The sequence below is a fragment of the Dolichospermum sp. LEGE 00240 genome (assembly GCF_015207875.1).
GTDB lineage: Bacteria > Cyanobacteriota > Cyanobacteriia > Cyanobacteriales > Nostocaceae > Dolichospermum > Dolichospermum gracile.
In genome coordinates this window covers 20,427-34,219 of record NZ_JADEVZ010000058.1, presented here as the reverse complement: position 1 = coordinate 34,219, position 13,793 = coordinate 20,427, and the positions used below count along the sequence as shown (strand labels likewise).

Below are 13,793 nucleotides of genomic sequence, written 5' to 3'. Positions count from 1 at the left end.
TAATTGGTATGAAGTGCAAAGAAACTTATTCACTTTAGTTGTGCGCGACTACATTGTGGACAATCTTACCAATGCTTGTGCTGCTTCATCAACATAGATTCATTTTTTTGTCAATGCGTAAGTCCTATAGCAGTAGTTTTTGAAGGAGAAGAATTAACCTATCGAGAACTTAATCATCGTGCTAATCAACTGGCGCACTATTTGCAAAGTTTGGGGGTACAATCAGAGGTATTGGTGGGGATTTGTGTAGAGCGTTCTTTAGAGATGATTGTGGGATTATTGGGGATATTAAAAGCTGGTGGTGCTTATGTTCCTTTAGATCCTAGCTATACTCAAGAGCGTCTTGCCTTTATGTTGGCAGATACCCAAGCATCAATTTTGTTAACTCAACAGTCATTGGTTGATCAACTACCAGCAAATAAAACCCATATTATTTGTCTCGATACAGATTGGGAAAAAATTAATAATCAGGGACAGCATAACCTAACTTATCATGAAAGATCCGATAATCTCGCTTACATCACCTACACTTCGGGTTCTACAGGTCAGCCCAAAGGTGTTTGCGTCATTCATCGAGGAGTTATCAGGTTAGCAAAAAACATTAACTACGCTAACTTAACTTCCACAGAAACCTTCTTACAACTAGCTCCTATTTCCTTCGATGCCTCGACTTTTGAGATTTGGGGTAGCTTACTCAACGGAGCAAAATTAGTTATTTTCTCGCCACATACACCCTCATTATCAGAATTAGGACAAGCTATCCTCAGCCACAAAATTACAACTTTGTGGTTAACGGCTGGACTATTTCACTTAATGGTAGATGAGCAAATAGAAAATTTAAAGTTGTTACATCAACTGTTGGCTGGTGGAGATGTTTTATCTATTTTCCATGTCCATAAGTTTCACCAAATAGCCGAAAATTGTCAGTTAATTAACGGTTATGGTCCAACGGAGAATACGACCTTCACCTCCTGCTACCCAATGCCAAAAATAGCACAAAAAATAGCACAATTTTATAGCTCCATTCCTATCGGCAGATCAATTACTAACACCCAAATTTATATTCTTGATTCCTGTTTACAACCAGTTCCCGTCGGTGTGCCGGGAGAACTACATATTGGAGGAGACGGATTAGCAAGAGGTTATTTAAACCGACCAGAATTAACTGCTAAAAAATTTATTTCTAATCCCTTTGGAAGCGGAAAAATCTACAAAACTGGCGACATAGCCCGCTACTTACATGATGGTAATATTGAATTTATTGGACGCATTGACAATCAAGTAAAAATTCGCGGTTTTCGCATTGAGTTAGGAGAAATTGAAGCCGTTCTTGCGGAACATCCTCATATTCTCAATGTAGTAGTTATTGTCCGTGAAGATAATCTAGAAGATAAACGCCTAATTGCTTACATTGTTCCCCAAGTTCAAACAACATTAACTCAATCAGAAATGCGCCAATTTCTGAAACAGAAGTTACCCGAATACATGATTCCCTCAGCATTTGTCTTCTTAGCAAAATTTCCCTTAACACCCAATGGCAAAATTGATCGTCGCGCTCTCCCTACTCCTGAACAAATTCGCCCAGAACCAGAAGAGACTTTTATTGCCCCTCGTAATGAATTAGAACAGCAACTTACAAAAGTTTGGGAAGCAATTTTAGGAATTAAATCCATTGGTGTAACAGATAATTTCTTTGATCTGGGGGGACACTCGTTACTAGCTGTCAAACTATTTGCCCAAATTGAAAAAACTTTCAGGATAAATTTACCCTTAGCTGCAATTTTTCATTCACCAACGGTTGAACAACTGGCTAATATTATCTGTTCCCAAGGACGGATATCACCTTACTACTCTCTCGTACCGCTTCAACCAAAAGGTTCTCGTCCTATTTTGTTTGGTATTCATCATATTTACTTCCAAGATTTAATCCGCTATTTGGGAGAAGAACAACCTGTTTATGCCCTCCATTATGGTATATCAGAGCCAAAGGATAAGGCACTCTCTTTGCCTAAAATGGAGGATTTAGCGGCTCATTATATCGAAGAAATGCGATCGCTTCAACCACAAGGTCCCTACTTTTTAATGGGTCTTTCCATAGGTGGTATGGTCGCTTACGAAATGGCTCAACAACTTGTCGCTCAAGGTCAAGAAGTAGCCCTAATAGCGTTATTTGATACTTTTCTAAAAAAGGGTAGTAATGTTAAACTCTTGCCCTTCTCTCAAAGGCTGAAATTACTATGGAATCTGGAATTATCAGAATTTTGGACCAGGGTTCACTTTAAAATAAAAATCAAATTTAATCGTCTCCTATCTCGATATTTCCCTAAGACGAATATAACTGAACAAGTCAAATCTCAATATCTTCCCCACACTTATACTGATTATCCAATAAAGTTACTTCGCGATGCCTATACTCCTGAATCTTACTCAGGTACAGTGGTTTTGTTTCAGGCAATTGATTCTCCTATTTCTATTACTTATAGCTTTGATCCACTAGAAGTTCAATGGAGGAAACTAGTCAATGGGGAGTTAGTAATTTACAACATTCCAGGCAATCATACAGGCATCTTAGAAGAACCCAATGTCCAGCTTTTGGCTGAAAAATTAACAGGTTGTATAGATAAGGCTTTGGGAGATTCTGAATTACTGAATAATGAAAGCGAAAACCAAATTACAAATAATTTAGTCTCCCATCTTGCAAAAGATTCACCCGATTAAAGGTTATTACTGAACAAGAGAAAACTTTACCCGATGAGAGATAATCGGGGTATCAAACATCTCCCCATTCCTGTCACCTCTTAATTTTCGACGCTAGGCGATTCCTACCTAATTCCTATGTCGCGCTTCGCTATCGCCTTCTTGATATCTCTAGTATAAAACATCTCCCTATTGCTGTTGCCTCTTCATCCCTTTTTCCTGGGGGGTGTGAACAGTTACGATGGAATACCTGGGTTTTGGATAGCTTCAGCAGAAGATATTGTTTTACAAAAACTGCGCTGGGGAAAGGGAAGTAAATCAGAAAAACAATGGCGTGATGTTTTGGGGATAATTAAGTTACAAGCAGATAATTTAGATTATCATTATTTAACAGAATGGGCAGAAAATTTAGATTTAGTTGCTGATTTGAGTGAGGTATTAACTCAAGCTGGAATATGAAATGAATATGAAAATATAAAAGTTTAGAAACCCAATTTCTCTAAGAAGTTAGGGATTTTATGTTTATCACCCCCATAATTTGCTAAACTCCTAATTTGGAAAAGCAAACAAAAATCTCAGCAGCAGGTATTAGGGGAGGTTCGCAAGGTGGTTGAAAGTGGAGACATAGAACAAATTCATCCCCAGGATTTTTCATGGCGGTTTTGGCCTATTGTGCCAATTTATCCTTATGGTCAACGGCGCACTATCCGTAAAGAAGTTGTTAAAGATGCTATGTGGACTTTTGATCAATTGCAGGGAATTTTCTATGTAGTTGTGCCAATTCGCATGACTGTAGTTAAGTTGGAAAAAGGCGGTTTGCTGGTTTATGCACCTGTCGCACCAACGGGAGAATGTGTTCGCTTGCTGAAGGAGTTGGTGGCAGAATACGGTGATGTTAAGTATATTATTTTGCCTACGATATCGGGAATAGAACATAAGGTTTTTGTTGGTCCTTTTGCGCGACGCTTTCCCGCTGCACAGGTTTTTGTTTCCCCTGGACAATGGAGTTTTCCCGTAAATTTGCCTTTAAGTTGGTTGGGTTTACCTGGTAAACGGACTCACATACTGCCTGAAAATAGCCAGGAAGCTCCTTTTGCTGAGGATTTTGATTATGCAACCCTCGGACCGATTGATTTGGGGTTGGGTAAGTTTGCAGAGGTGGCTTTTTTCCATAAGCGATCGCACACTCTCTTACTTACAGATACCATAGTTTCTGTACCAGCAGAGCCACCAGCAATTGTTCAACTTGACCCCTACCCCCTACTGTACCACGCTAAGGATAAAGCCTTTGACATGGTTGCCGATACCTCAGCAAATCGCCGTAAAGGGTGGCAGCGGGTAACATTATTTGCCTTGTATTTCAGCCCTAGTGTGTTAGAAGTACCTACATGGAGTGAAGCATGGGGTGATGCCAAAAAAGCGCCAGAACGTTCGAGAAAAGCCTATTTTGGGTTTTTCCCCTTCCAATGGCAGGAAAATTGGCAAGAATCATTTAATATTTTGCGAGGAAATGGCAGAATATTTGTTGCCCCAATTTTACAAAGTTTGATTCTCAATCGCGCCCCCCAGGAAACTATCAATTGGGCTAATAAAGTTGCCAATTGGGATTTTCAATGGATTATTCCCTGTCATTTTGATGCCCCAATTAAAGCCACACCGCAGCAATTTCGGCAAGCATTTACGTTTTTAGAAAAATGTAGTTTATTTAGTAGTAATTATTCTTTACCGGAGGATGATTTTAAGTTATTGAGAAATATTGATTCAGGGTTAAATAAGTTGGGTATTGTCCCACCTGCAAGGGAGAAGGTGTAGAATTTAGGGTATTATTCAAGTTTCTAAATTCAACAAGTTCCTGAAAAACTTAGTTAAATTTTGAATTGCTGGAATTTGAGCTTCTGTTTCAGGACTAATCCAACTGTTATCACTAATACTTGTTTGATTAGTTTTACCTGGTTTTAGAACACTTACGACTGTAGCAATTATCGCCTTTTCTTGGTCAAAAGGTTTCCATTTTAAAGGCTTTTTCTTCCTCTCTTCTTCAGAAAATTTATCTACATACTCTCTTGCTCTTTGCATATATTCAGGATAAACCAAATCACCACAGTCAGATATCAAAGTATCTAAAACTCCTTGTTGAGAATTATCTGGTAATATATAAATTCCTAATTTTGGTGAACCTCCTATGATATTACCAGTTGCATTGACTGTAATAGGAAAATTAGGAAAATATTTTTTTAAACCATGATGATATTTTTCTGCAACTTTGTTAGGTGTATCGTCATCAGCATCAGCTACAATTGCAAAAGCTAAAAAAGTAGAATAATCAATATCAGATAATTTATCATTCAAATTAGTAATTAAATTACTTCCTTCACCTGCATATAAAGCGATTGATAAAGTCTCTGTATACAAAATTGCAGGCATATCAAGTCTTACATATAACTTTCCCCCTTTAGGGTAATTAGGGATAAATTTCCGCCAAAAAGGATCTAGTTCTGATATCTTCCCATCAAATTTAGAAAAGCCTAATAATTTACACAAAATCTTGGAGATAAAAGCCTGATCATGATTCCCCTCAACACCAATTAAAACATATTGCCGACTCACCAACGCACCTCCTGACCTAATTCTTCTCTTAACCGTCTTAATCTATGTCCATCATGTCTAACTACTTTTGTTTTTCCTTCCTTTGGTTCTAAGCGATAAAGCACTAAATCTGAATCTGATTCAGTAACTTCTAATAAAGCATCAACAGCTTCAAGACTATGGGTAGTTGCAAATAGTTGAACATCCATCTCTGTACACCATTTAACTAACCATCGAAAAGAATTTTGTAAGGCTTCTGTGTGAATTGTTGACTCTAATTCATCAATTAAAAGAATACCACCTTTAACACTAGCAAGTTTCAAAGCTATATGTAATAAACGACGGATACCATCTCCAAAGGTGCTAACTGGTGCAAGTCCCAGTCTTTCATGTTGAATATATATATTAAATCGAGAACTTATAGATTCTGGAGATAACAAAATTTCTATATCAGAAATATTGTTATCCATCTGTTGTAATAATTTCACCACATCAGCTTTAAAATTTTGAAATGTTGCTTCTGAAAGTAATCGAAATTGACCAACTTCTGAACGATGAGATGATGGTGTTACTACAGATGTCTTTAGACTTGGTTCTCTCTTTCCAGATAATCTATAAAAACGTTCATCCTCCCATAACAAAAAATCTGTAATCAAATCAGATGGTTCACCAAGTAAACTTAACTGATAACCATCATCTGGAAATACCCCTATTTTTAGCTTAATTCCTTTCCTAACTCTTGGTGTATCTTCATTTTCAATTTCTTGTTCATTATCATTTTCAATTTCTTCTTCGTTGCTAAGATTTCTGATATTGCTTTCCTCTGATAACCATATTTCCTCCTGTTCTTCATAGCTTGCTATTAACTTCTTTACAGAGAATAAACCAGTGCTAGAAATAAGAATAATAGGTTTATCAGCTTCTACAATGGATGCAGAATTATGTGTAAATAACCACTTTATTGCATCCAGTGTCCGAGTACGATACACTCTCATATCCTGCTCTCGTTGATTTGCTGTATTAAGCCATACTTTAATATCTAATGGATGACAGTAAACAGATAATGCTTCTAGAACACTGGTTTTACCTGAATTGTTAATACCAACAAGCAGGTTAATACGTCCGAGATCCCTTAGTTCTAAGTCTCGAAGTCCTCTAAATTGGTGAATTGTGACGTTTTCTAAATTGCTCATAGGCTTATTTTAGCTCAAGCTGTATACCATAGATTATTTTTCTGAAAGTTGTCAACACATAACATACCATATTCACAATGTAAATAGAGTCATCTACCATTTATTTTATCGTAAATAAATCTGATATATTAGATGTTAATAATGATGATTATTTGATTAGATCATATCTCATTAATTCCTCTGAAATTGAAGTTAATCATCAATGTCAAATCTTACTGATCCAAAAAATCAATCCCGCGTTATCGTCATTGGTGCGGGTATAGGTGGACTTACAGCCGGAGCATTATTAGCACATAGAGGTTATAATGTCCTGATTCTTGACCAAGCAATTGTTCCTGGTGGTTGCGCTTCCACCTTCAAACGGCAAGGATTTACTTTTGACGTTGGTGCGACCCAAGTAGCGGGTTTAGAACCTGGGGGAATTCATCACCGCATTTTCTCAGAATTAAATATAGAATTACCCGCTGCGACACCTTGCGACCCAGCTTGTGCTGTATTTCTTCCGGGAGAATCTACACCCATTAATGTTTGGCGTGATTCTCAAAAATGGCAAGCAGAACGTCAAAAACAGTTTCCCGGAAGTGAACCTTTTTGGCAATTATTAACCACTTTATTTAATGCTAGTTGGGAATTTCAAGGACGTGATCCGGTTTTACCACCCCGGAATTTATGGGACTTAGGACAATTAATGAAAGCTGTCCGTCTGAGGACATTTATTACTGCACCTTTTACTTTATTGACTGTGGGAGATGCTTTACGATTATGTGGTTTAGGAAATGACCAAAGACTGCGGACATTTTTAGATTTACAACTGAAATTATATTCTCAAGTTAGTGCGGAAGAAACTGCTTTACTTTATGCAGCTACAGCTTTGAGTGTATCCCAATTACCTCAAGGGTTATTTCATCTGCAAGGGAGTATGCAAGTTTTGAGCGATCGCTTGGTAGAATCTTTAGAACGAGATGGTGGTAAGCTATTAATGCGTCACACCGTTGAAAAAATCCAAGTTGTCCATAACCAAGCTAAATCTGTCATCATTAAAAATCAGAAAACCGGGGAAACTTGGACAGAATCAGCAGATCACATAGTTGCTAATGTCACCGTGCAAAACTTGGTGCAATTATTAGGAGAAAATGCCCCTTCTGGATATAAACAAAGGGTCGAAAAACTCCCACCAGCTTCCGGTGCTTATGTGATTTATTTGGGTGTAGATAAAAGTGCAATTCCGCCTAATTGTCCACCGCATTTACAATTTTTATATGATGTAAATAAACCTATTGGCGAAAATAATTCCCTATTTGTATCTGTGAGTCATGAAGGAGATGGTCGCGCCCCATTAGGAAAAGCCACAATTATAGCTTCTTCCTTTGTTGATTTTATCCCCTGGTGGGAAACTCAAAATTATCAAGAGTTAAAACAAAAATTTACTCAAGATGCCATATCCAAACTTTCTGAATATTTCTATTTGAAACCAGAAACTATTATTCATGTAGAAGCTGCTACGCCTCGCACTTTTGCTGATTATACAGGTAGGGAAAAGGGTATTGTTGGTGGTATTGGTCAAAGGATTCCTACCTTTGGACCCTTTGGTTTTGCGAATCGAACACCTATTCGTAATTTGTGGTTGGTTGGTGATTCTACTCATCCTGGAGAAGGAACTGCGGGCGTTAGTTATTCAGCTTTAACGGTAGTTAGGCAAATTCAAAGTCAAGGGAATAGGCAAGAGGCAATAGGCAAGAGGCAATAGGCAAGAGGGAAGAGGGGACAGGAAGGATCAGTTACATATCAGTTACATAGGGGTTGCTGATTGACTCCTGACTCCTGACTCCTGACTCCTAGTCCTACATAATTGAGGGCGGGGAGACCCCGCCCCTACAATCTGTCACCACAAAATCAAAGAGAGATTACATTTGTATAAACTGGCGGAAAGTCTGGCATTATAGGCGTAAAACTTGGTCAGGGGTGTTACCCTAATGATAAGGTTGCCAAAATATTCATCTAATCGTCAACTTTCTCCGTGAGACGCTAGGCAAACAGTGAGTATCAATGTTGAAAAAACTACAGAAAACACAAATTTATCTGCTTGCTGGTGCTGGACTATGTGCCTTTTTAGCTGGGGCAATGGTATCAGCCCCCCAAGCCGGCAAAACCGTCAGTCAATGGTTGAACTTGAGTCAGGGTAAGCCGGAAAAACTATCTGAGGCGACAAAAGTTAAGTCAGTTGTCTTTTCTGTATTGTCTCAATCTGTACCAGAAAGATTAACAAAACTCACGGAAATTGCTGAAAAAGGCAGTTCCCCAGATCGGGAACGCGCCCGTTATCTACTCTCTTGTGATTATGTGGAAACTTCCCAAGGTAAAAAAGCCCTGAGTCTATTGACAGGACTGGAAAAAGATTATCCTGTATTAGCACCTTATATTTTACTTAAGCAAGCCCAGGCTCATGATATTTTAGGTGAAGATAAGCAAGCTTCTGATTTGCGCCGCAAGGTAGTAAAAGAATATGGCAAAGAAGCAGCGGTAGTCAAGGCTATATATGCGATCGCCCAACCAAAATTAGCAGATCAAGTGATCGCTCAATTTCCCTCCCATCCCCTCACCTGGGAAATTATCCGCAAACGCTTAAAAGATAATCCAAATCAACCCAAATTACAATTAATCTTGGCTCAATACGCCGCAGACGAGCCGGGGATTGTGGGCGTATTAGATCAATTGGTAAAACAGCCACAACTCAAACCCACAGATTGGGAACTCATTGGTTCAGTCTACTGGGATAACAATGAATTTACCAAAGCTAAAAATGCTTACGTCCAAGCCCCAAAAACAGCTACCAGCCTCTATCGTATCGCCAGAGGATTACAATTAAATAAAGAACAAGATCAAGCCATTGCAGTTTATAAACAACTACTAGAAAAATTTCCCACCGCTAAAGAAACAGCAATCGCCCTATCAAGATTAGCCGATATTGCTCCCGGTAAAGATGCCATTATCTATCTTGACCAAATAATTAGTAAATTTCCCGATCAAGCACCTCCAGCATTAGTCAAAAAAGCCCAACTTTTAGCATCTCTCAAAGATAATAAATCAGCTAATACGACAGAGAAATTATTGCTAGGTAAATATAGTAGCAGTGATGAAGCCGCAGAATTTCGTTGGAAAGTCGCCCAAACCAAAGCCAAAAACAATGATTATTTAGGAGCATGGCAATGGGCGCAACCAATTACTACTAATAACAAAACTAGCATTTTAGCTCCTAGAGCCGGATTTTGGGTGGGCAAATGGGCAACGATACTAGGCAAACAACAGGAAGCTATTACTGCTTATAAAGCTGTAATTAGTGAATTTCCTCAATCTTATTATGCCTGGCGTTCTGCCAGTATTTTGGGTTTAAATGTGGGGAATTTTAATACTTTGCGGGTAATGAATCCGGCAGTTATTCCCCCCCAACGTCCTGTTCCTCCCGCCGGTTCTCAGACTTTCCATGAATTGTATTTACTAGGACAAGATCGTGATGCTTGGTGGCAATGGGAAACAGAATTTAAAAATAAAAAACAGCCTAGTGTTGCTGAACAGTTTACCGAAGGGTTGATGAGATTAACTAAGGGTGAATATCTCATTGGTATTGACAAAATCGCTAAGTTGGAAGACCGAGAAACCCCCACTGAAAAAGCCGAATATACAGCTTTAAGTCAACAATCAATCTATTGGCAAGCCCGTTATCCTTTTCCTTATTTTCAAGAAATTGAAAAATGGTCTACTTCCCGTCAACTAAATCCTCTGTTAGTTACAGCTTTAATGCGGCAAGAATCCCGCTTTCAATCCAAAATTAAATCCCCCGTCGGTGCAACAGGTTTAATGCAAGTTATGCCCAGTACAGGGGCATGGATAGCCCCGCAAATCGGGTTAGATTTCAAAAAACTCAACCTAGAAAATCCTAACGATAATATGATGTTGGGGACTTGGTATTTAGATCATACTCATCAACAGTATGGCAATAATTCCATGTTAGCGATCGCTAGTTATAATGCCGGACCCGGCAACGTCGCCAAATGGTTACAAACCATACCCAAACAAGATCCCGATGAATTTGTCGAAGAAATTCCTTTTGACGAAACAAGAAATTACGTCCGCCAAGTTTTTGGCAACTACTGGAATTATCTCCGACTTTATAACCCAGAAGTTTCTGCCATAGTCAGCAAATATTCAGCAACACACCCACAATTACCACCAAATTAATCAACCCGTAGGGGCGCAGTGCCTGCGCCCTTAATCAATTTAGCAATTCCCCTAGATAAGGAGGAACTTAGATAAAATACAAATTCAGATAAGGTCATCTTCTATGATTGCAACTCCCAGCTATAACTATCTTTCCCCCGCAGAATATCTCCAAGGAGAAGAAACCAGCCCTATCAAGCATGAATATAGAGACGGAGACGTTTACGCAATGGCAGGGGCTAGTAATACTCATGTAATTATTACTGGCAATGTCTTTGCTATGCTGAGAAACCATCTACGTGGCAGTGGATGTCAAGCCTACATTGCCGATACAAAGGCACACATTGAATCCATAAATACTTATTACTATCCTGATGTCATAGTCAGTTGTGACCAAAAAGATAAAGCCTTTCATAATTTTTTGCGTTATCCTTGTTTAATTATTGAAGTCCTATCTCCCACCACAGAAGCCTTTGACAGAGGTGATAAATTTGCTGATTATCGCCACTTAGAATCACTTCAGGAATATGTATTAGTAAGTCAAACGCGAATAAATGTCGAAATTTTCCGTCGTAATTCTGAAGGACAATGGGTATTTTATAGTTACGGACAGGGAGAAAATGTGCATTTAGCCAGTGTAGATTTTCACTGTCCCACAGAAGATGTCTATGAAGACGTGAATTTTGAATCCCCTGCTGTAGAAAACGTAACTAATTCTTGACTGGGAGGAACCCCTACTCTCCTTCCTTCTTCCTTCCTCCTGACTCCTTGACTCCTGACTCCTTGACTCCTGACTCCTGACTCCTGACTCCTGACTCCTGCTTCTAAATTTCAACCATAAAAATTGCCCCCGTTGGATAATTTCCCTCCACACTAATATGTCCTCCATGAGCTTCAATAACCATTTTACAGAAAGCTAAACCTAAACCAATTTGATATGCACCTGTGAGCAGATTTCCTACTTCATATTTAGCAAAAATTACTTCTCTTAATTCTTCTTTAACACCTGGTCCAGAATCAGCTATTTGAATGATGAGTTTTCCTGATGATGTGTAATCAGCAACAAAAGAAATTTGACTTTTTTCTGGTGTGAATTTAATCGCATTAGACAGTAAGTTATCAATCACTCGGCGGATGAGATTGGCATCTAAACTGACTGAAATTCCAGGTGCTGGTAGTTTAGTAATTAGTTCTAGATTTTTTTTAGTTATATTTAGTTCAATATCGGTAATAGCAGTAGAACAAAGATAAAAAATATCAGTATCTGTTCGTTGAAGTGTGATCTTACCAGAATCTAATTTAGCCATGATTAGTAAACTATCAATCATGGATTGTAATTTTCGAGCGCTCGTAATAATTTGGCTGGTTTTTTTCTCCTGACGTTCTTGTGAATATTCTGTAATTCGCAAAATTTCCGCAGACATAATGATAGCTGTCAGAGGATTTCGCAAATCATGAACTATCATATTAGAAAGGTCTTCTCGTAAATATAAAGTTTCTTGTAAAGCATCATATTGTTGTTTGATTCTTAACATGGAACGAGTCCGTGAACGTAATTCTAATCCATTAATGGGTTTGCTAATAAAGTCATCAGCACCTGCTAATAGACATTGGGATAAATCTTCTTTACGAGAAAGGGCTGTCACCATAATTATAGGAATATGCTTCCAATGAGAATTGGATTTAAGTTTTTTGCAAAATTCGATACCACTCATTTTTGGCATCATGACATCCAATAAAATTACATCGGGTTGAAAATAGTCTAAAAGTCCCAGAGCTTGTTGTGCATTGTTAACATAGCTTAGTTGATAACCTTGATTATCTAACAACGTATCAATTACGTCAAAATTATCAGGCTCATCATCAATAATTAAAACTTTAGGCAGTGTAGACATATCTAAAGGTTGCTGATAGCATAGCGTGGCGTAAGCCATAAAAACTTGTTTGGTTAAGAGTCGGAGTCAGGAAGAAGAAGGAAGAAAGCAGAAGAATTTTTATGAGCATAGTTAATGGTTGTTGATACAACAGCTTCTTGACTATGCGGGTTCTTTGACAAGACATGACTTTTAATTACTAATGTAAGTTGCTAGTTAGGTAAATTGTCAGAAATGGCTAACGCCACGCTTCCCTATCAGGATGTCCAGGATTAAAGGATAAACAGGATGAAATTTCTGTTTTCATCACCAATTACCAATTACCCATTACCAGCCTCAACTAGATAACTAGCAACTTGAGTTAATTACTAGTTCCTCTTTGTATGGTATATCTACTTGGCAGAAAATACCATGATCAACTTCACTCTTGACTGTGATTTTATCCGCTACAATTGTTTACCGCACCTTTTACAAAATTCCGCATCTGCATCATGAAAAGCTAAACCACAGCCTTGACAAACAGTTTCCACCTGATTTGCCGTTTTTACCAATCGTCTAATTAAATCACCAATCTGCCAAGGAATCAAAGCCACTCCTGTTAAAATCATTAATACCGTTAATAAGCGCCCTAACTCAGAAATTGGTATGACATCACCGAATCCCACGGTTGTCATTGTCACAACTGAGAAATAAAAAGCATCTAAAAAAGTATCAAAATTCTGGGGATTAACTGGATGTTCAACTTGATAAATTAACCCGGAAAAAATAAAAACTATCGCAAATAAAGTAAATAATATTCTCGCAAAAATTACACTATCTTGATTACTGATACTACCAATTAAAACCTTTTTGTCAATAAATCTCAGCAAACGCAAGATTCTAAACCAACGTAAAAGCCGGATAAAACTAACATTTACTAATCCTATAAAAGACGGCAAAATTGAAATTAAATCAATAATTGCATAAAAACTCAGAATATATTTAATTTTATCTTTCGTACTCCATAGGCGCAGTAAATATTCTCCAGCAAAAATTACTAACACACAATTGTCTAATACTCTTAACTCCCAGCGAGCCTCCTGAGAAAGATTATAAGTTTCCGCCACAAAAATTCCTGATGATACTAAAACCAACAAAGAAATAGTTACACTAATTGCTTTACCTACAGGAGTTTCTATATCTGTTAAGTAAAAGTCTATTTTTTCTCGGTTTAGCACCATCTTTTCCA

At 38.0% G+C, this 13,793-nt stretch carries 10 protein-coding genes; 6 read left to right on the top strand and 4 right to left on the bottom strand.

Going from position 1 to position 13,793, the window contains the following annotated elements; genetic code table 11:
* Positions 1 to 75 precede the first annotated feature (75 nt).
* The 3 genes from IQ226_RS17785 to IQ226_RS17775 all read left to right on the top strand — a co-directional run bounded on the left by IQ226_RS17785 (position 76) and on the right by IQ226_RS17775 (position 4,509).
* Positions 76 to 2,718: an amino acid adenylation domain-containing protein gene (locus tag IQ226_RS17785; protein WP_228039529.1), complete on the top strand. Its 2,643-nt coding sequence runs from the start codon at positions 76 to 78 to the stop codon at positions 2,716 to 2,718.
* A 207-nt stretch (positions 2,719 to 2,925) separates the two neighbouring features.
* Positions 2,926 to 3,156 carry a hypothetical protein gene (locus IQ226_RS17780; protein WP_370567191.1) on the top strand — a complete coding sequence of 77 codons (231 nt, stop codon included), beginning with the start codon at positions 2,926 to 2,928 and terminating at the stop codon, positions 3,154 to 3,156.
* Between the two features lie 147 nt (positions 3,157 to 3,303).
* Positions 3,304 to 4,509 (top strand): DUF4336 domain-containing protein, encoded by a 1,206-nt coding sequence (locus IQ226_RS17775; protein WP_193897481.1) that lies wholly within the window; start codon positions 3,304 to 3,306, stop codon positions 4,507 to 4,509.
* A gap of 15 nt (positions 4,510 to 4,524) precedes the next feature.
* On the opposite strand, the gene IQ226_RS17770 is transcribed toward IQ226_RS17775, so the two are convergent.
* Together IQ226_RS17770 and IQ226_RS17765 are read right to left on the bottom strand one after the other, a co-directional pair.
* Positions 4,525 to 5,304, bottom strand: a complete 780-nt coding sequence (locus IQ226_RS17770; RefSeq protein ID WP_193897479.1) for a DUF3226 domain-containing protein — start codon at positions 5,302 to 5,304, stop codon at positions 4,525 to 4,527.
* Positions 5,301 to 6,476 (bottom strand): ATP/GTP-binding protein, encoded by a 1,176-nt coding sequence (locus tag IQ226_RS17765; protein WP_193897477.1) that lies wholly within the window; start codon positions 6,474 to 6,476, stop codon positions 5,301 to 5,303. The genes IQ226_RS17770 and IQ226_RS17765 overlap by 4 nt, the downstream gene beginning before the upstream one ends.
* A 202-nt stretch (positions 6,477 to 6,678) precedes the next feature.
* On the opposite strand from IQ226_RS17765, the gene crtD reads away from it, so the two are divergent.
* The 3 genes from crtD (at position 6,679) to IQ226_RS17750 (ending at position 11,412) form a co-directional block, all read left to right on the top strand.
* Positions 6,679 to 8,223, top strand: a complete 1,545-nt coding sequence (crtD, locus tag IQ226_RS17760) for a C-3',4' desaturase CrtD (protein WP_193897475.1) — start codon at positions 6,679 to 6,681, stop codon at positions 8,221 to 8,223.
* 299 nt (positions 8,224 to 8,522) lie between these two features.
* Positions 8,523 to 10,712, top strand: a complete 2,190-nt coding sequence (locus tag IQ226_RS17755; RefSeq protein ID WP_193897473.1) for a transglycosylase SLT domain-containing protein — start codon at positions 8,523 to 8,525, stop codon at positions 10,710 to 10,712.
* 103 nt (positions 10,713 to 10,815) lie between these two features.
* Positions 10,816 to 11,412, top strand: a complete 597-nt coding sequence (locus IQ226_RS17750) for a Uma2 family endonuclease (protein ID WP_193897471.1) — start codon at positions 10,816 to 10,818, stop codon at positions 11,410 to 11,412.
* Positions 11,413 to 11,515: 103 nt separating this feature from the next.
* Here IQ226_RS17750 and IQ226_RS17745 read toward each other — a convergent pair whose 3' ends face one another.
* A complete protein-coding gene (locus tag IQ226_RS17745) occupies positions 11,516 to 12,625 on the bottom strand; it encodes a response regulator (protein ID WP_228039527.1) in 1,110 nt (369 codons plus the stop codon).
* A 386-nt stretch (positions 12,626 to 13,011) separates the two neighbouring features.
* Positions 13,012 to 13,785, bottom strand: coding sequence for an ion transporter (locus IQ226_RS17740; protein WP_193897469.1), 774 nt, complete (start codon positions 13,783 to 13,785; stop codon positions 13,012 to 13,014).
* Between the last annotated feature and the right edge of the window lie 8 nt (positions 13,786 to 13,793).

Excerpts from the sequence above, each read along its gene's own strand:
- IQ226_RS17765 (WP_193897477.1), bottom strand. The coding sequence starts at position 6,476 with ATGAGCAATTTAGAAAACGTCACAATTCACCAATTTAGAGGACTTCGA.
- crtD (WP_193897475.1), top strand. The coding sequence starts at position 6,679 with ATGTCAAATCTTACTGATCCAAAAAATCAATCCCGCGTTATCGTCATT.
- IQ226_RS17755 (WP_193897473.1), top strand. The coding sequence starts at position 8,523 with ATGTTGAAAAAACTACAGAAAACACAAATTTATCTGCTTGCTGGTGCT.
- IQ226_RS17750 (WP_193897471.1), top strand. The coding sequence starts at position 10,816 with ATGATTGCAACTCCCAGCTATAACTATCTTTCCCCCGCAGAATATCTC.
- IQ226_RS17745 (WP_228039527.1), bottom strand. The coding sequence starts at position 12,625 with ATGGCTTACGCCACGCTATGCTATCAGCAACCTTTAGATATGTCTACA.
- IQ226_RS17740 (WP_193897469.1), bottom strand. The coding sequence starts at position 13,785 with ATGGTGCTAAACCGAGAAAAAATAGACTTTTACTTAACAGATATAGAA.